The organism is Vibrio mytili, from assembly GCF_000830505.1.
GTDB lineage: Bacteria > Pseudomonadota > Gammaproteobacteria > Enterobacterales > Vibrionaceae > Vibrio > Vibrio mytili.
The window spans coordinates 175,991-193,729 of record NZ_JXOK01000037.1 but is presented as its reverse complement, the minus strand read 5'-3'; the positions used below and the strand labels follow the sequence as shown (position 1 = coordinate 193,729).

The 17,739-nt window shown below is 45.0% G+C and carries 12 protein-coding genes, 2 tRNA genes and 4 pseudogenes; 5 read left to right on the top strand and 13 right to left on the bottom strand.

The features are described from left to right. Positions 1-139: 139 nt before the first annotated feature. Genes SU60_RS10935 through SU60_RS10925 form a run of 3 tightly spaced genes read left to right on the top strand, consistent with a single transcriptional unit; the run spans position 140 to position 2,498 of the window. Positions 140-871, top strand: coding sequence for a 5-oxoprolinase subunit PxpA (locus SU60_RS10935; RefSeq protein ID WP_041155528.1), 732 nt, complete (start codon positions 140-142; stop codon positions 869-871). Further along, on the top strand, positions 868-1,554 hold the full coding sequence (pxpB, locus tag SU60_RS10930) for a 5-oxoprolinase subunit PxpB (RefSeq protein ID WP_041155527.1): 687 nt from the start codon (positions 868-870) through the stop codon (positions 1,552-1,554). Before SU60_RS10935 ends, pxpB begins: the two co-directional genes overlap by 4 nt. After that, a complete protein-coding gene (locus SU60_RS10925) occupies positions 1,551-2,498 on the top strand; it encodes a 5-oxoprolinase subunit C family protein (RefSeq protein ID WP_041155526.1) in 948 nt (315 codons plus the stop codon). Before pxpB ends, SU60_RS10925 begins: the two co-directional genes overlap by 4 nt. A gap of 402 nt (positions 2,499-2,900) precedes the next feature. Here the strand turns inward: SU60_RS10925 and SU60_RS10920 are convergent. From SU60_RS10920 to hppD, 8 genes and pseudogenes are all read right to left on the bottom strand, one after another. Then, positions 2,901-2,977, bottom strand: a tRNA-Val gene (locus SU60_RS10920). Positions 2,978-3,009: 32 nt separating this feature from the next. Beyond that, a tRNA-Val gene (locus SU60_RS10915) sits at positions 3,010-3,086 on the bottom strand. Positions 3,087-3,265: 179 nt separating this feature from the next. Then, the gene (locus SU60_RS10910; RefSeq protein ID WP_041155525.1) at positions 3,266-3,604 is read right to left on the bottom strand and encodes a hypothetical protein; all 339 of its coding nucleotides are present in this window, start codon (positions 3,602-3,604) and stop codon (positions 3,266-3,268) included. 126 nt (positions 3,605-3,730) lie between these two features. Continuing rightward, positions 3,731-4,390: a DUF2726 domain-containing protein gene (locus SU60_RS10905; RefSeq protein WP_041155524.1), complete on the bottom strand. Its 660-nt coding sequence runs from the start codon at positions 4,388-4,390 to the stop codon at positions 3,731-3,733. Between the two features lie 113 nt (positions 4,391-4,503). Continuing rightward, positions 4,504-5,172: a maleylacetoacetate isomerase gene (maiA, locus tag SU60_RS10900; protein ID WP_041155523.1), complete on the bottom strand. Its 669-nt coding sequence runs from the start codon at positions 5,170-5,172 to the stop codon at positions 4,504-4,506. 26 nt (positions 5,173-5,198) lie between these two features. Beyond that, the gene (locus tag SU60_RS10895) at positions 5,199-6,236 is read right to left on the bottom strand and encodes a fumarylacetoacetate hydrolase family protein (RefSeq protein WP_041155522.1); all 1,038 of its coding nucleotides are present in this window, start codon (positions 6,234-6,236) and stop codon (positions 5,199-5,201) included. Then, positions 6,233-7,389: pseudogene (locus tag SU60_RS10890) on the bottom strand (homogentisate 1,2-dioxygenase). The gene SU60_RS10895 and the pseudogene SU60_RS10890 overlap by 4 nt, the downstream one beginning before the upstream one ends. Then, the gene (gene hppD / locus SU60_RS10885) at positions 7,382-8,455 is read right to left on the bottom strand and encodes a 4-hydroxyphenylpyruvate dioxygenase (RefSeq protein WP_041155521.1); all 1,074 of its coding nucleotides are present in this window, start codon (positions 8,453-8,455) and stop codon (positions 7,382-7,384) included. The pseudogene SU60_RS10890 and the gene hppD overlap by 8 nt, the downstream one beginning before the upstream one ends. Positions 8,456-8,983: 528 nt before the next feature. On the opposite strand from hppD, the gene SU60_RS10880 reads away from it, so the two are divergent. After that, positions 8,984-10,090: a M20/M25/M40 family metallo-hydrolase gene (locus tag SU60_RS10880; protein WP_041155520.1), complete on the top strand. Its 1,107-nt coding sequence runs from the start codon at positions 8,984-8,986 to the stop codon at positions 10,088-10,090. Positions 10,091-10,173: 83 nt separating this feature from the next. Here the strand turns inward: SU60_RS10880 and SU60_RS10875 are convergent, their stop codons facing one another. The 4 genes and pseudogenes from SU60_RS10875 to SU60_RS10860 form a co-directional block, all read right to left on the bottom strand. Beyond that, complete coding sequence (locus tag SU60_RS10875) at positions 10,174-10,659, bottom strand: GNAT family N-acetyltransferase (RefSeq protein WP_041155519.1); 486 nt, start codon at positions 10,657-10,659, stop codon at positions 10,174-10,176. A gap of 113 nt (positions 10,660-10,772) precedes the next feature. Next, a pseudogene (locus tag SU60_RS10870) lies at positions 10,773-12,217 on the bottom strand (sucrose-6-phosphate hydrolase). Positions 12,218-12,248: 31 nt separating this feature from the next. Beyond that, positions 12,249-13,172 carry an aminoimidazole riboside kinase gene (locus tag SU60_RS10865; protein ID WP_041155518.1) on the bottom strand — a complete coding sequence of 308 codons (924 nt, stop codon included), beginning with the start codon at positions 13,170-13,172 and terminating at the stop codon, positions 12,249-12,251. A 197-nt stretch (positions 13,173-13,369) separates the two neighbouring features. Next, positions 13,370-14,808 (bottom strand): annotated as a pseudogene (locus SU60_RS10860) (sucrose-specific PTS transporter subunit IIBC). 235 nt (positions 14,809-15,043) lie between these two features. Here SU60_RS10860 and SU60_RS10855 point away from each other — a divergent pair. Beyond that, a pseudogene (locus SU60_RS10855) lies at positions 15,044-16,029 on the top strand (LacI family DNA-binding transcriptional regulator). Between the two features lie 78 nt (positions 16,030-16,107). On the opposite strand, the gene SU60_RS10850 reads toward SU60_RS10855, so the two are convergent. Beyond that, positions 16,108-17,481, bottom strand: coding sequence for a carbohydrate porin (locus SU60_RS10850; RefSeq protein WP_084735762.1), 1,374 nt, complete (start codon positions 17,479-17,481; stop codon positions 16,108-16,110). Between the last annotated feature and the right edge of the window lie 258 nt (positions 17,482-17,739).

Here is a 17,739-nt window from a genome sequence, read left to right as displayed (position 1 = left end):
TAGTTCTTGCCAATGAATGGTAGTACTGACACGGTTTGCTGAACTCAAGCTGCTAATACGATAGTTATCAGGGACAGGCAGAATCTAGAACAATAGACGGTTATTAAATCATAGAGAAACAGATTAGGGAGAATCCTCAATGAAATTGAATTGTGACTTAGGTGAAAGCTACGGTAGCTGGGTTATTGGTATGGATGATGAAGTCATGCCTTTCGTTCATATGGCCAACATTGCTTGTGGTTTTCACGCTTCAGACCCTGACATCATGGCTAAAACTATCCAAAGTGCCATAAAACATGGGGTCTCGATCGGTGCGCATCCCGGTTATGATGATAAAAAAGGCTTTGGCCGTCGTTCTATCCCACATACTGCGGATGAATTGAAACATTTAGTCGTTTACCAAGTGGGAGCAATGGTTGGCATGTGCCAGCTGTTTGGGCAAAAAATTGACTACATTAAACCTCATGGTGCGTTATACAACGACATGATGAGTAACGAAAACATTTATCGTGCGATTGTTGAAGGCGTTGCAAAAGCAGGATTTGACGTACCACTGATGATCCTAGCCAAAGCAGACAATTCTCTTTATCAGTCGATCGCAGACGAAGCTGGAATTTCCTTGCTTTTTGAAGCTTTTGCCGATCGGGCTTATACCAGTGAAGGGACGCTTGCTCCCCGTCAAACACCGGGTTCAGTCCACCATGAACCACAGTTGATCATTAACCAAGTGAAACAGTTAATTGAAAAAGGCACAGTGACAACGGTTGACGGTATCGAATTATCCCTGAATGCAGACACTGTGTGTGTGCATGGTGATAACCAAGAATCAATCAATACTGTTCAACAGCTACGCAAACTGATAGACCAATGAAGATCACGGTAGACAGAGTATCGGAGTGTTGCTTAATTGTTTACTTCGGCAATGAAATTGATCCCGGATTAATAGAAAAACTCCGTATATTTACTCAAGTAGTGCAGAAACATTATTCTCAAGTCGTGTGCGAAGTCATTCCCTCTTATACATCTGTATTAATTGAGTACAACCCTTTAGACGTTGAGGCCAATGAATTTATTGACTGGTGCCATAAGCAGGGACAGCAAGTCATGAGAAGTGAGCTAAATGGTGCTTCTAAACTCGTAACCTTGCCCGTTTACTATCATTCAGATGTCGCACCAGACTTAGCAACACTGGCTAAGAACAAAAAACTTACTACAGAGCAAGTGATCGAGTTGCACTCAAGAACTGAATATACCGTGTGTGCTATAGGCTTTGCTCCTGGTTTTGCTTTTCTTGGTTCCGTTGATCCTAAAATTTCTTCACCACGGCATGCGGAGCCACGACTAAAAGTCGCGAAAGGAAGCGTCGGAATCGCAGATCGCCAGACTGCCGTGTACCCTTTAGAGACACCAGGAGGATGGCAAATTATTGGTAAGTGTCCACTTGATCTGTTCAATATAGACAGAGACCCAATGATGCCATTTGAAGCTGGAGACAAAGTCCGCTTTACACCGATTCAAAGAGATGAGTTTCTAAGCTTAGGAGGGGAACTATGACTGGATTAAGGGTGCTCTCTCCAGGTATGTTGAGTTTAATTCAAGACTGCGGTCGTTTTGGTGTTGCCCATTTAGGGCTTAGCGTAGGAGGCCCTGCAGACCTTCACGCACATTGTTGGGCAAACAAATTGTTAAACAACCCGATGAACTCACCGACATTAGAAATCATAATGGGGAATGCAGCATTCGAAGCACAATGTGACATGATATTGGCACTGACTGGTGCCAATATGAACGCGACGCTCGACGAGCAACCACTTGAAAATTGGCGTAGCTTTACAATTAAAAAAGGGCAACGACTTAAGCTGAATTATGCAAAAACTGGCTTTCGTGCTTACTTAGCCGTTAAAGGAGGGATTGATGCGTACAATCATTTTGGTAGTGCATCAACCGTTCTTAGGAATACACTGGGTGGCTTACCAGACAGTCCTGGTCGTGCTCTTAAAGAAGGGGATATTCTGTCACCCAATATTGAACTGACACTTTCGACAACTGAGAGTAAAAAGGTAAGCTGGGTTCCGCGCCATTTTATTCCGAAGTACACAGATGAACTCTGTTTAGCAGTCATTGAGTCTTATCAATCCGATTTGTTCAGCACCCAAGCCAAGCAAGATTTTTACTCAAAGCCCTACAAGGTGAGTGATAAGCTGGATCGTATGGGGTTACGTCTCGAAGGAGAACCTATTGAATGCAGAGCAAGTGGTATTGTATCAGAAGGTATAGCCTATGGTTCAATTCAATTTCCCGCTAATGGACAGCCCATCATTCTCCTCAACGATCGTCAGACGTTGGGCGGGTACCCTAAGCTTGGCTGTATTTCAAGATTAAGTTTGATGAAGCTCGCGCAAGCAAGGCCTGGCAGCGTTATTCAGTTCTATCGTGATGACATCGACCAACAAACCAAGGCCTATTGCGAGTTTATTCAGTATTTTGGGTTATGTTGAGGAAAATGAGAGTAAAGCTGGAATACGTGATCCAGCTTTCTTGGACCATACTCCTGCAACCAAGGACTCGCGCGAGGGCCGTAAGAAAGAACGCGGCACTCAATCCATCCTCCTCCGCATTTATTGTTTTTCGCATGCAGAATCGCTCAAATTTTGTCTTCACACATCAGGCTGTACCTGAGTTTGCTATTCAACCAACGGGATGACCAAGCTTCCTAAACAACACTAAATCTTATGTCGTGAAGAATAGCGTGGTCACCAGATATGAGTCACTGCATATGACTTACATATTTATTCACAGTAGAAGAAGGGAAATTGAACTCTAGCCTTATCTTATAAACGCTAGAAACAACAAAGCCCGCTAAAAGCGGGCTTTGTTGTTTGTTCATAAAGAACGAAATTTGGTGGGTCCGGGCGAACTCGAATCGCCGACCCCTACCATGTCAAGGTAGTACTCTAACCAACTGAGCTACGGACCCAAATTTTTTGTTCCTGACCATTCAGTTCAGAATGGTGCGTCCGAGTGGACTCGAACCACCGACCCCCGCCATGTCAAGGCGGTACTCTAACCAGCTGAGCTACGGACGCATTTCTCTGGAACGAGAGGGATATTAGCCATAACCCTCTTAGGGTGCAAGCAGAAATTCGCTATCTTTGAACCGTTTGGCGAAAATGTAAACTTAACCACTGTTTTCTGCTGATTTTGTCAGCAACAAGTCCCCACCCTAGGGAAAAAGTGTGATCTTCGTTAGCATATGATGACTGGATCAATTGTCGTAAGGCACTTGTTTCAGCATCCAAAGTTGCAACGTTTCTTCTACGTCATGGCATTGCCCAAATAAAATTTGATACTTGGGGCTATAAGAGTCACCGATATACGTAGTACGAATGAGCTCACCTGTTTTCACATCGACTTGAGTGCTCACACGACCTTTGAAGTATTGGAAGATAACAAATTGATCACTGTGATAAACCATTTGTTCGCGGTAAAACAAAAAATGGTCTTGGGGTGTGTCAGTTAGCTCGCATTCTAACGGCTTTATGTTTGGCAACGCATTGGCATGTGCGGTAATGAGTAACGCTGAAATTAACCATCCGTATCGCATAGTACTTCCCTACTGTTCTTCTTTTGATCAAGTATAGAAGTGATATGCCATCCTCCCAAGGTGCTTGTCTCTGCCTAACTGTTAGTAACGCGGAGAGGGATACAACCATAGCAGTGTTATTAAACACTACTCATCAGTATCAAAGACCACATTGTAGTTTTCAGTGTAGGTGCAGTTGGGTTGACGACTGCAGGTAAAGAAACGTCTTCCTTTAAACTCACCCTGACTGGCGGTTTTGATGATCATCGGGCTACCGCATTTTTTACAAAACCGTACCTCTTTGTCCGGCTCAATCAAATCAATATGTGCGGCCAGCAATCGACGTAAACGACCAACTTGATAGCTGTGTTTGATCGAGGTACCTATCAATGGCAGATTCGCTGATTTACAGACATGCATCAGTAGCTTTTGCCGTTCTGCTTTTCCTTTGTTGAGAGGCTGTCCATTATCCAGCTCTATGATCACTCGCGGTTCCAATGTGCGCGGATCGCAAATCACATAGTCAAAGTAACTTCTTGAGATACGGTTGCTGGCGATGAAAAACTGCTTCTTATTTTTGATGTCTTTTGGCGCGATTAAGGACGACATGCTTACTTTGGCAAACACGACAGCGTGTTCGCCAACCGCCGTTCTTAGCGCATTGTAAAACGCACCTTCTTGGCCTCGTAGCAACGGACCTTTAGTTCGATAAGGATAATCGCGAGTGTCATCATGTTTAATGACGTATTTTTGAATCACAAAAAAGAAAGCAACGAGAAGAACAACAACGATAAATATGTTGGTCATAGATAAATTGCACCCAAAACAACTAGTTGTTCAAAGAGTAAGTGGAAATGTAAATCAGAGCAACCAAAGGGTGCAATTTTGTGGCGTGGTCATGTCTTGCCCAATACTATTCTTTAGCAATTTGCATCGGGTTGATGTTCAGGTGAGGCATCAACAAAGGCCGATAGTTGATTACATTCGTCAACAATCGCATTGATCACTGGGTATCGCGCCATATCGACATCAAAACGCAATGCATTATAAACCTGAGGGACCAGGCATATATCTACGATACATGGAGAGTCCGTTAAGCTGAACCGACACTCGCCATGCAGTCTTCGGTGCTTGAGCAACTTTTCTTCCAAGGCAGTGAAGCCTTTATGTATCCAATGATGTATCCAAGCCGCCTTCTGCTGAGGTTCGCAGCCTAAATCGCGTTCCAAATACTGTAACACCCTCAGGTTATTTAAAGGATGGATCTCCATCGCAATATCCTGAGCCAGCGCTAGCGCCTGATAGCGAAGCGAAACCTGCTCAGGAATAACAGACACATCTGGATAATATTCATCAAGATACTGAATAATTGCCAGTGACTGGTTAAGTTGAATATCGCCATCCACCAAGAAGGGAACCAGTTCCGACTGATTGAGTTGGTGATATTCATCGCTGTGTTGCTCCCCCCCATCACGGACTAAATGTACCGATGTTGAATGGTAATTAAGTCCCTTCAAGTTTAAGCAGATCCTAACGCGATAAGCTGCAGACGAGCGCCAATATCCATAAAGCGTAATCGATTCACTCATTCGCCTTCCTTGTCTTTAATTTGCCATTAATGCTTGAGGTATTGACTCACTTGTTGGTTGATCGCGCCAAAGATACTGTTACCGTCGGCATCAAACATCTCCAGTTTGATTGCGTCACCAAAAGACATAAAGTTAGTCGTCGGTTTACCATCTCGGATGGTTTCAATCATACGAACTTCAGCAATACATGAATACCCCACGCCCCCTTCTTCAATCGATGTGCCATGGTCGGTTCCCTGTTTGTTTGATACGGTACCAGAACCAATGATTGTACCTGCTGACAGCGGTCTCGTTTTGGTGGCATGAACAATGAGATCTGCAAAGTCGAATGTCATATCCACGCCAGCATTTGGACAGCCGAACGGCTTGTGGTTATACGTCGACACCAATGGCAAATGCACTTTATTTTCGTACCACGCATCCCCGAGTTCATCGGGTGTAACAGCCACAGGTGAGAAGGCAGATGAGGGCTTAGACTGGAAAAAACCAAACCCTTTGGCTAACTCAGCCGGAATCAAACCTCGTAGAGAAACATCGTTCACTAACATAATAAGACGAATAGCTTCCTGTGCCTCAGCGATGCTTGCGCCCATAGGGACATCACCAGTGACAACCGCAACCTCTCCTTCAAAATCGATGCCCCACTCATCACTGGCAAACTCTATATTGTCACAAGGACCAATAAACGCGTCAGAGCCCCCTTGATACATCAATGGGTCTACCCAAAAGCTCTCCGGCATTTCCGCACCACGCGCCTTGCGAACCAATTCAACGTGGTTAACATACGCACTGCCATCCGCCCATTGATACGCTCGAGGCAATGGAGATTCACAGTAGTGCGGTTCAAATTCGTCGTACCCGTCAAGTTTACCGTCATTCAAAGCGGTATAGAGCTCCTCTAATTGGGGAGCTAACGTATCCCAATTGTCGAGCGCTACTTGCATGGTTGGTGCTAAGTTCATCGCATGGAAGATTTCTGTCACGGGTACGCAGCGCGTTAAATCTTTGCTCACGACCATTAACAGGCCATCGCGAGTATTATTTTTCTTGGTTGCTAATTTCATCCTTGCCCCTTACTGTTTTGCTCTTTACTTCCTTGCCAGCTGTAGACGTATTCTTTGTTCTCAACGTTATCCAGTTCATCGGAGAACTGCAGTGCATGCCGGGTATCAATCATCACCGCCACTTCATCGGTAAATTTCTTCTTATATTCCCGTCCCGCTTTAAACGCTTTCGGGTGCGGTCCGTGAGTAAAGCCCGCGGGATGGAAAGTCACCATCCCCGCTTCAATGTTGTCACGACTGAAGAAGTCGCCCGCGTGATAGAACAACACTTCATCATAATCATCATTGTTGTGGTAAAACGGCACTTTAAGCGCGCCAGGATCGCTCTCAATCGGACGAGGCACAAAAGTACACACCACAAATCCTGCTCCTACAAATGTAGTATGTGCAGACGGTGGTAAGTGGTAACGATGTGACATAAGTGGACGAATATCACGCCAGTTCACTTTCACAACCGCCAAGTCACCATGCCAGCCAATCGCGTCTAATGGGTTAAATGGATAAGTAATCACGCTGACTTTATCGTGGCGTTTCACCTGTACCTGAGTTTTGTTCTCAGAATACTGGGCGCGGAATTGATCATTGATCGAGGGCGTTTCCAGCACTGCGGGGTCAAACACCGCGTGATTTCCCACCATCCTTTTTCTGGCAAAGTGTATGCTGCATCGGTGCTTTCAATCATAAGAATGAACATCGGTTCACTGGGTTCTAGTCGCCAGCTCGTCGAACGCGGGATCATGACATAATCCCCTTCACTGACCTGCAAATGTCCGTAATCACAAAAAAGATCGGCTGTCCCTTGGTGAATAAAGAGCAGTTCATCACCGTCCGCATTGCGCACCAGAAACTCCATGGTTTCATCCATGCGCCAAACACGAATTTTACAATCTGCGTTATGCAACAGATGCGGCACAGCCCAAGGAGTAATCTGGCTTGCTTTCTCCACTAGAGTGAAATCAAAAGCGCGCGGACGAAGCTCGCCCTCCCACTCAGACCAGCCTGTCGGGGCATGTTGATGATGAAAATGTGCTGCCGGGCCAAAGAATCCACTCCGGCCTGCTTCACGCTCAAAAATAGCCTCTTCCGGGAAATCAGCATGTGCTTGTTTAGAGCACACTCCCTCCCGATGAGGGAATGTGATCCATTTATGCATCGCTTAGTACTCCACGGCGGATTTGGTCTTCTTCTATCGATTCAAATAGCGCTTTGAAGTTACCTTCACCAAAGCCTTCATTGCCTTTACGCTGAATGATTTCGAAGAACACAGGACCAATCACGGTTTGAGTGAAGATTTGCAGCAAGATTCCGTCTTTCATTGGCGCACCGTCAATCAGAATTTGCAACTCACGTAATGTGTTGACGTCTTCTCCGTGCCCTTTCACACGTTGATCGACTTTCTCATAATAGGTATCCGGTGTCGGCATAAAATCCATGCCTCGGTCTCGTAATGTCTTGACCGTTTTATAAATATCATCGGTGGTTAGCGCTATGTGTTGAATGCCTTCACCGTTGTACTCACGGATGAACTCTTCAATTTGCGATTTGTCATCGGACGATTCATTGATTGGAATACGAATTTTACCGCAAGGTGCCGTCATGGCTCGACTGACTAGCCCTGTGAGTTTACCTTCAATATCGAAGTAACGGATTTCACGGAAATTACCAATACGCTCATAAAAGCCAGACCACACATCCATATGGCCCTGCTTAACGTTATGAGTCAGATGGTCGATTTCGTAGAGCCCCACATCAGACTGGGCTAAGCGCTCTTGTGCATCGTCATAGAAACGGAAGTCAACGTCATAAATGCTCTGTTTACCGTAACGATCAACAAAATACAGTAAGCTTTCCCCAATACCGTATATCGCAGGAATACTGAGCTCCATTGGCCCAATTTCGGTTTTGTACTCTTTGCCACCATTTTGCAATGCATGCTCCAGTGCGGTGGTTGCGTCTTTGACTCGAAACGCCATGCCGCAAACAGAAGGGCCGTGGATTTTAGCGAATGCTTCTGCTTGGCTATGGGGCTGCGCGTTAACGATGAAGCTGATGTCACCTTGTCGATACAACCACGCTTCTTTTGAACGATGCTTGGCTATCTCAGCAAAACCTAACGATACAAACAACGCTTTCAATTGTTCAATGCCTTTGCTGTCTGCTGCCGTGTATTCAACAAATTCAAACCCGTCTGTACCTAAAGGATTGTGTGTATCCATCATGACTTTCTCCTTACGTCAATTGGGCGCGTTGGCCTTATCCTTCTAAATTGGCGCAGGATGAAACGAATTGGAATAGAGCGGCGTAAATCTCGGTTTATTAACTTGGAATCATCAATTGTAAATTTAATGTTACATCAACACTAACTACGCTGTAGCCAAAGTTAAAAACCTATCCAAATCATTGATTTTGATAAAAATAAAATAAAATATATGTATAAGTAAACCCGCCGGTCACATGTAAACAAAATGTTACCAAACATGCCGTATGTAGTTCTTATACGCACTAAGTCAATACATCGAAACTCTACGTCGTCATTATTTATAGATCCACTTTTACGCACCGTCTCATTGCTAATAAATCACGCCACTTGCAATTAAAAACCGTCAGAATCGTGTCAGGTGGGACTATTCTTTGATTCAACGCAGTTTCACTCAGGTTGAATTGTGTAATAAGAGACATACTGTTCCCGTTCGAGCCCTCTTCCACCCTTCGAGGCGCACTCGAACCAAGAAAAAAGAGACATCAAAATGACACAAATTAATCAAGAACGTCTAGTTGAACACTTTTGCCAACTGGTCCGCATCGACAGCGAATCTAAAAACGAACGCGAAATCGCAGAAACCTTGGCTGAACAATTAGGTGAACTCGGATTTACCGTTCACAAACTTGCTCTTCCGGAACACCTGACGAACGGTTTTAATATCTACGCACGTCTCGAAGGTAAGAAAGAAGGCTCTATCTTAATGAGCTGCCACATGGATACGGTTAAACCGGGCATCGGTATCGAGCCGATTATCGAAGACGGCATCATCCGTTCGAAAGGCAACACCATTCTTGGTGGTGATGATAAATCTGGTATTGCAGCGATTATGGAAGCCGTTCGTTGCATTCAAGCCGAAAACCTTGAGCACAAAACACTAGAGATCGCATTTACCGTTTATGAAGAAGGCGGTCTCTTTGGTTCAAAAAACTACGATATGACGCATGTGACTTCAAAAGAAGCAATTGTGCTGGATACTGGCGGCCCGATTGGCACCATCGTAACTGCTGCTCCAGGTCAACAGAAGATCACCGCCACCATTAAAGGCCGCCCTGCTCACGCTGGTCTTGCGCCAGAAGAAGGTATTAGTGCGATTATCGTAGCTGCAGACGCAATCAGCCAAATGAAACTACTTCGCATTGATGAAGAAACCACTGCGAACATTGGTATGGTGAACGGCGGTCAAGCAACCAACATCGTGATGCCAGAACTAAAAGTGATCGCAGAAGCACGCTCACTCAACGGCGAAAAACTCGACGCACAAGTTGAGCACATGATTTCGACATTCGAAAACGTAGCGAAAAAACACGGCGCAGAAGTCGAAATCGAATCGACTCGTGCTTACGATGCGTTCGTGATTGAAGAAGACAACGCTCATGTTACCGCTATCAAAGCTGCCTTTGCAGACATGGGCATTGAAGCCCGCACCAAAGGGACTGGTGGTGGCAGCGATGCTAACAACTTCAACAAGAAAGGCCTAACGACAGTTAACTTATCAACTGGTATGGCGAAAGTTCACACAACAGAAGAATTTATCGCCATCGCAGACATGGTAAAAATTACAGAGTTCGTGAAACACTACTTAGTGAAATAACCGCTAAGTAAAGTGAACTAACTAAAAACACCTGCTTTGGATCCCTAGTTCTAATCTCGGCAGGTGTTTTTTTAGGAGCGAAATCAGTCTCGCAACCACTTGTACATCACATAACAATCTACCAGCCCTAACTGACCATGTTGGTAGGCGTTTGGAAGTATACCGACAACCTTAAAGCCCAACTTTTGCCACAAGTTAACCGCGACCTCATTGGTCGACACAACGCTATTGAACTGCATCGCCTTAAAGCCAAGATCAACCGCAACTTGTTGAGAGTGCTCACACATTAGGCGAGCAATGCCTTTACCCCTCGCGGCATTCGACACCATGTAACCACAATTACAAACATGACGGCTTGGCCCCATGGCGTTTGGCTTAATATAGTAAGAGCCTAAAACTTGGTCATTTTCTGCGTAGACATACGTTTTTAATGGCATTTCACACCAGAGTCTAAATGCTTGGTCTAACGTCATGTCAGCATCGAATGCATACGTTTCTTGTGCCTGGATAATCGCAGAAAATGTTGGCCAAAAAGACACGAAATCAGATTGAGTGATTTCCCTAATCATTCAGTTCCTCCCAGAACACCCATACCGAAAAAAAAACAATACCAACGCCAGAAGTTCCTTTTGGACTGGCGTTGGTATCCAACAAGTTCGTAAGATATCTGTTGTGATTAGGTCTAGTCAATCAATCCATTAATACCCTTCAATGGAAACAATGTCGCTTGCTTAAGCCCCGTTAAAGAGACCGTTTCAAGCCCATCAATAAAGAATCGACTGGTCATTGTGTGTTTACCACCATTAATGAAAATCTCGATGACTGAATTATCGACATAAATCTCTATCGTTTGCTTGGCGTCGAGTCTTGGCGCTTTTCGTATACATCCGAATTCTTGCGCATACAGATGTGACATGTTGCTGCGGTCGAAGCTAAAGTCGTGCTCATCCGCACTGAACGTGACGTTGTCGCCGTGTGCGTTACTCAATTCTAACTCAAACGCTTCATTTTCTAACTCAAGCTTGATCAGAAAGCTGCATGTATCCAAATGGTGAGTGCCAACGAAAGTGACACCTTGCTCTCTTAAGTTCTTGAGTTCAGACAAAGGGCTTTGCGTCAAATAGCCATCTTTAAAAGTCAACTCACGAGGTAAAGACAACATACCCGCCCATTGATATTCCACAGAAGGCGTGTCGATTTCCGGTAGTCCAATCCACGCGATAAGAATACGTCTTCCCTGTTCATCCAAATAGGTTTGTGGCGCGTAGAAATCGAAGCCGTAATCCGGCTGTGCGATATCTTGGTGGTTCTCTAGCTCTAACGTATCAATGTTGAGTCTATCTCCAACGATATACGCAACAGAGTAGATGTTTTTAAAGTCATAAGGATTGGAGCTTGATACGCCCTGGGGTGAAAACAGCATCACCGACTTACCATCGATTTCGAAAAAATCCGGGCATTCCCACATATATCCCAGGTCGGAAAAACGCGTTTTGATTGGGCCTCTATGTTGCCAAGAGTCTAAGCTCTTACTCTGATACAACACCATTGAGCCTTTCTCATCTCTGGTTTGTGCCCCAACCACCATGAAGTAATCATCGCCCTGTTTCCAGACTTTTGGATCGCGAAAGTGCTCGGTGTAATATTGATTCTCAATCACAATTCCATGTTTTTCAATGTCGCCATTGGAAGACATCGTAGCAAAGCACTGTGTGGGGACTCGATTCCAATTTTCATCACGCTTGTTGCCAGTGAAAAACAATATCGCTTTGTCGTTTTCTACTAGTGCACCACCGGAATAAACGCCATGCGAATCATAATCTTGATCCGGACTCAGACCTACACCGTGATCAGTGAAATGGACAAAGTCTTTGGTCGAAACATGATACCAATACTTCATCCCATGCACGGGACCAACCGGTGTCCATTGGTAGAAAATATGATGTTCACCATTGAAATAACATAGCCCGTTAGGTCATTAAGTAGGCCGAATTTAGGGGCGATATGGTAATTGGGATAACCCGCGTCCTGACGGCACTTATTTGCCATCGCCTCAATGTCGTGTTGAGCTATCTGCTCTAACCGACGGTACCTTTGTTCTATCGTCCAACCGCTGTTTAAGCTCATATATTTTTCTCACTCAAATTGGATCTGGCGATCATTGATGAATAAACTGCAGCAATTCAGACTGGGTCGGGAGCGCAGTCATCGCGCCTTTTTGTGTGGTCGCTAATGCCCCACAACCGTTCGCCCAAAGAATGGCAGTGTTGATAACATGAAGGTCTTTCCAATTTTCATGCTGAGCTAAACTCGCGAGTAAACCACCCACAAACGCATCTCCTGCGCCTGTCGTATCAGTGGGAGTGACTACTCGCCCAGTGACTAACTCACTGTGCTTTTCAAACACTCGCAACACCCCTTTAGCACCTTGAGTGATTAAAACGAGAGGTATTCCTAAGTCCGATATGTGTTTGAGGCCGTGCTCCATCGAATCAGAGCCAGTTAGGAAAAGGAGCTCTTCTTCGGAAAATTTAACAACATCAGCCATCTCGACCGCTTGCATCACGACACCAATGATTTCTGAGCGGTTTTGCCACACCTCTTCACGTAAATTTGGATCAAAACTAACGAAACCACCAGCGGCTTTTACTCGTGTCATGGCTTCAAAAGTACTGCTTCTACTCGGCTCATTTGCTAGCGAGATCGAACAGACATGCAACCAATCACCTTGCTTGAAAGCAGGAATATCTTCTATAGACATAAATTGGTCTGCACTAGGCTTCACCATAAAGGTGAAACTTCGTTCGCCGTCATCGTCCAGATCAACAACCACAGTTGAAGTGCGCTGGTCAGGATCTTTAACTAAAAACTGAGTATTGACGCCTTCTTGACATAATGTTGATTCCATAAAATCACCAAAAGGATCACGCCCCACACGGCCAAAAAAGCCGCTTTTACCCGCTAACCGAGCAACCGCAACAGCGACGTTGGCTGGAGCACCGCCCGGACACTTGAGCAGCGTCGTGTCAGATTCTGGAATGAGATCAACAACTGCGTCTCCAGTTACCCAAACTTGATTCATCTTTCTTACCCTAACGTTCAAATTCTCGATAGCCAGTGTGAGTTCATGCTAACACCACTCACTCTCGTCGTTATTCACTCTTAGTACTACCGAGATAAAATATAAAAAAGGCTAGCCAAGCCGACTCTGCTTGGCTAGCTCCCCGAGCATTTCGGAAAAGCAGTGGAATGGGGGGATTCCACCCTCAGGAGTTATAGTTAAGCTGTCGCCTTCTTGTTTAGTTTCGCTCGCTCACGAAGTCCCAAAAGTACCGTCAGCACAAACGCAGTAATAAACGCAATCGCCATACCCGCAATGTAGTAGCCAATTTTTTCTGGAGTGATGGAGATAATACCAGGCAGACCTGCTGCACCTAGAGCCTGAGCTTTGACATTGAACATAGTAATGAAAGCACTGGATACAGCTGCCGCGCATACCGCCGCAATGAATGGGTAACGAAGTTTCAGGTTCACACCGAACATAGCGGGCTCTGTAATACCCAATAGACCAGTTACGCCTGATGGTATCGCGATACCTTTCATCTTCTTATCTCGCTCATCACACCAACAGCCAACGCTGCTGCACCTTGGGAAATGTTCGACATCGCCGCAATCGGGAAGATGAAGGTTCCGCCAGTTGTCGCGATATCCGCAAGAAGTTGAGTCTCGATAGCAATAAAGCTGTGATGCATCCCAGTAATAACAAATGGCGCATAGAGAAGGCCAAATACCGCGCCACCAACAAAACCCGCTGAGTTGTAGAGCCAGTTCAAGCCATCGCCAAGAAGGAAACCAATATCACGTGTAAACGGCCCAACAAGCGTAAACGTTAATAAACCGGCAATAAAAATTGAGAGCAGCGGAGTCAGCAAGTTATCTAGCACCGATGGCACAACTTTACGCAAGCCGAGTTCAACTTTCGCCAGAATAAACGCCGAAACCAAAACGGGAAGCACTGAGCCTTGGTAGCCCACTTTTTGAATTTCGAACCCGAGTATGTTCCAAACTGGGATATCACCGGAAACAGATGCCCCGCCAAAGCCCCATCCATTCAATAATTCAGGATGGACCATCAACATGCCTAAAGCAGCGCCTAGAAAAGGGTTGCCGCCAAACTTTTTACTGGCTGAAAACGCTAATAAAATGGGTAAGTATACAAAAGGAGCATTAGCGAACGTATTAATCATATTCGCCAAATCAGCCAAACCTGGGTTCGCGCCAATCAACGATTCGCCGTCGATAAATAACCCTTGCGCCGTCAGCAAGTTGTAAATACCCATCAACAAACCACCCGCGACAATCGCTGGAATGATTGGGACAAAAATGTCGGACAATCCTTTGACGGCACGTTGAATAATGTTTTGATTATCTGCCCCAGCAGAAGCAACGTCTTTCGTGGACATTTCACTCATGCCGGTTAACTTTGCCAGTTCTGCGTAAACTTGGTTAACGATGCCAGAACCAAAGATAATTTGGTACTGACCTGCCACCTTAAATTGGCCTTTTACCCCTTCAAGGTTATCGATAGCTTGTTCATCTATTTTTTGCTCATCAGCTACGGCAAGGCGTAAACGCGTCGCACAATGCGCCAGTGCAGTAATGTTGCTTTTACCGCCTAATAGAGTTAACAGCTCTTTTGCTACTGCCGGATAATTCATTTCATACCCCATTGGATTATATTTTGAGCTTGCCATTTTTGGGAACGTTTGCAATAAGGATTTTTGCGCATTAACGTCAATTGATCAAAGATAAAGGCATGAGAATGTGAGGGCGATCTTTAAATTTTCTCCCTAATTAGAAACAAGGCAGTTAAAATTGCCACCTAATAGAAAAGAGTTTGATTGATTCTTTGCAAACAATCCCAAAACTAAAAATAAACAATGGATATAAATAATGGCGAGTCTGCATGATGTCGCCCGTCTAGCTGGCGTTTCGAAATCAACAGTTTCACGGGTTATAAACGATGAGTATGGTGTGAAAGAAGCCACCAAGCTGAAAGTACGCCAAGCCGTGGCGGAGTGCGGCTACGTTCCCAATCAAGTTGCTAAAGATCTTAAATCGCGCACAACTAACCTCGTAGGTGTCATTGTTCCTCGGGTCTCGTCTCATGCTACAGCGCAAGGTGTGGACGGTTTAACCGCTGTGCTTGAACAAGCAGGGAAACACGTTCTGTTGGCTAGCACCCATCAAGCTCATGATAAAGAGCTTGAATATATTCAAATTTTTAACCAAAAGCGCGTTGAGGGTATCATTCTCTACGCAACAAACTTAGATAGTGCGCTGGTTAAAGCGATTCAAAACTCTGCGGTTCCCGTTGTTATTGTTGGTCAGGACGGTCCATGTTTAACATCCCAAGTATTATTCACGACGACTCCAGAGTCGGGTTTGAAGCTGGCAATCGATTGGTCGCCAAAGGCTGTCAATCGATGGGGTTTATTGGCGTACAAGGTGACGATATTGCGGTAGATAAGCAGCGATCTGAGGGTTTCATTCAATCTTTACATCAACACGGGTTTGAGCTCCTGTTTCATGCTCGTGGTGATTTTAGTATCGAATCTGGCTATAAACTCGCGAAACAAAAACTGGCAGAGTTTCCACAACTCGATGGGTTGTTTTGCGCGACTGACCGTATTGCCGTCGGTGCAATGCAAGCGATTCAAGAGCTTGGATTCACACCAGGTGAAGATATTGCGGTACTTGGTGTGGGAGATGATGAACTTGCATCTGTCTGTACGCCCACACTTTCGACCTTTAATTATGCCTTTGACAAAGCCGGAGTAAATGGCGCTAAGTTATTGTTAGATAGAATCGAAAACCGGGGATTTGAAATGAGTAAAGTCGTTTTAACCTTTAAAACCATTGATCGCCAATCCTGTTGATTCATCTCTAGTTAATGACCACAAAAATGCCAACCGGAGAGGGTTGGCATTGTGAGCTTGTAATTGGTTACGATGGCGTTAGAACCAAGTCTCCATTTGAAGCGCAAAGATGACTTCACCACCCTCGCCCATCGTTGCAGCACCAGCATCTTGACTGATAGCGTAACCATTTAAGTCTTCACTCCAATCAACGTAGCTGGTAGCAAAGCGAAGCTCTGGTCGGTCAAAGAACCCAGCACTTGTTGACATCTTCAGTGTCGGGGCCAATGTCACTTTGTAGAAGCTACCACTCGCCTTGTCCATCGCATTGTCCAAATCCATGTATTGGTATGAACCTTCGTAAACCATCTCAAAGTTTTGGGTAAATTCTTGAGCCAATCGTACGTTAACTGAGGCCCACGTAAACTCATCATTGTCGTCAAAACGATCCTGACTATGCTCAGCCAGTAATGCAGGCGCAACGCGCCAATTATCTCCAATTCTCGTCACGCCATAGCTAAACAGGCGTACCGCTTTCGCATCATCAAGCAAGTCACCGTTTGAACCAATGCCTTTTAGTTCTGCACCTAGCCCATTCCCCATCAAGACACCCGTTTTCGAGAAGCCTTCACTGAGACCAAAGAAGCTGTCGCTATGGTAAGCCAACATGGCATGGAAACCGTTCTCTGCAGCGCCTTTCTCACGATCGTCATTATCCTTCGACGTCATACCACTGAGCATCAGTTGCCAGTTGCCAAAGCGGTTATTCATCGTCGCGATATAGTTTTCAACGTCTGTTGAAGAACTATCAATTTCACCGAAATCACGGCCATAAATAGAAAAGTTTGCTTTCCATGCGTCACTCAACTGAACATCATAAACGCCCGCGCCTGTACCAGATAAAAACACAATATCTGAATCAAAGAAGTGGATGTCAAAATTATCTCTGTCAAAACGTTTGCCCGCCCAAAACGTTGCATCAGAAAAGGTCTCTGAGTCAGCAAACATGGTCAGTTGATTTAACTCAGCATAGACCTGACGAACGTTAAGTTGGCTTTCACTCGACGTCCATTCATTGTTCGTTTCAGTACTATCGGCAAGCATAATACGAAATAGTGCACTCGAACCATCATCTGCAAAACGCTTATGGATTAAGTTTGCCTCGACATAATGGTCATCTTCTAAGCCAAGACGTCCAACTGGCGCACCAATTGCGCCTGCAGCTGTCATATATGGCCCACTCCCTGTAGCACCATTCAGATCATCATTAACGAGTAATCCTGAACGCGCATAGCCGTGGAACTCAAAACTTGACGCTTTATCGTTTGCTTCTGTTGAAACTTTCTCTGTTTGCTCTAACCGCTGCTCCAATTCATTAATTCGCTGCTCTAGCGCATCCACATCAGTTGCTGCGAAGGTCGGTGCGGTAATAAGTCCAAGCGCGATTGCCATTGCTAAAGTGTGTCGTTTCATTTCCATAGTCTCACGTTAATTTATGTAGGATTCATGCAAACGTTCCCAATAAAAAATGCAAGCATATGTTGACGTTAAATTTCTTTGTAAAGCCAGAATATAGAAGCTATTTACCAAAGCATCTTTGTCATTTCTGTCAATGATGCGATATTATCGAATATATTTCGGGAACGTTACCAGTAGCAGGCGATTTTGTTATAATTATCACGATCTCGAAGAGGAGTTAGACGAAAATTATTAACTAGCGCACATTCCATA

Coding starts and splice junctions, on each gene's coding strand:
- hppD (WP_041155521.1), bottom strand. CDS start 8,455: ATGATGGATACACACAATCCTTTAGGTACAGACGGGTTTGAATTTGTT.
- SU60_RS10935 (WP_041155528.1), top strand. CDS start 140: ATGAAATTGAATTGTGACTTAGGTGAAAGCTACGGTAGCTGGGTTATT.
- SU60_RS10880 (WP_041155520.1), top strand. CDS start 8,984: ATGACACAAATTAATCAAGAACGTCTAGTTGAACACTTTTGCCAACTG.
- pxpB (WP_041155527.1), top strand. CDS start 868: ATGAAGATCACGGTAGACAGAGTATCGGAGTGTTGCTTAATTGTTTAC.
- SU60_RS10925 (WP_041155526.1), top strand. CDS start 1,551: ATGACTGGATTAAGGGTGCTCTCTCCAGGTATGTTGAGTTTAATTCAA.
- SU60_RS10895 (WP_041155522.1), bottom strand. CDS start 6,236: ATGAAATTAGCAACCAAGAAAAATAATACTCGCGATGGCCTGTTAATG.
- SU60_RS10875 (WP_041155519.1), bottom strand. CDS start 10,659: ATGATTAGGGAAATCACTCAATCTGATTTCGTGTCTTTTTGGCCAACA.
- SU60_RS10910 (WP_041155525.1), bottom strand. CDS start 3,604: ATGCGATACGGATGGTTAATTTCAGCGTTACTCATTACCGCACATGCC.
- SU60_RS10850 (WP_084735762.1), bottom strand. CDS start 17,481: ATGAAACGACACACTTTAGCAATGGCAATCGCGCTTGGACTTATTACC.
- SU60_RS10865 (WP_041155518.1), bottom strand. CDS start 13,172: ATGAATCAAGTTTGGGTAACTGGAGACGCAGTTGTTGATCTCATTCCA.
- maiA (WP_041155523.1), bottom strand. CDS start 5,172: ATGAGTGAATCGATTACGCTTTATGGATATTGGCGCTCGTCTGCAGCT.
- SU60_RS10905 (WP_041155524.1), bottom strand. CDS start 4,390: ATGACCAACATATTTATCGTTGTTGTTCTTCTCGTTGCTTTCTTTTTT.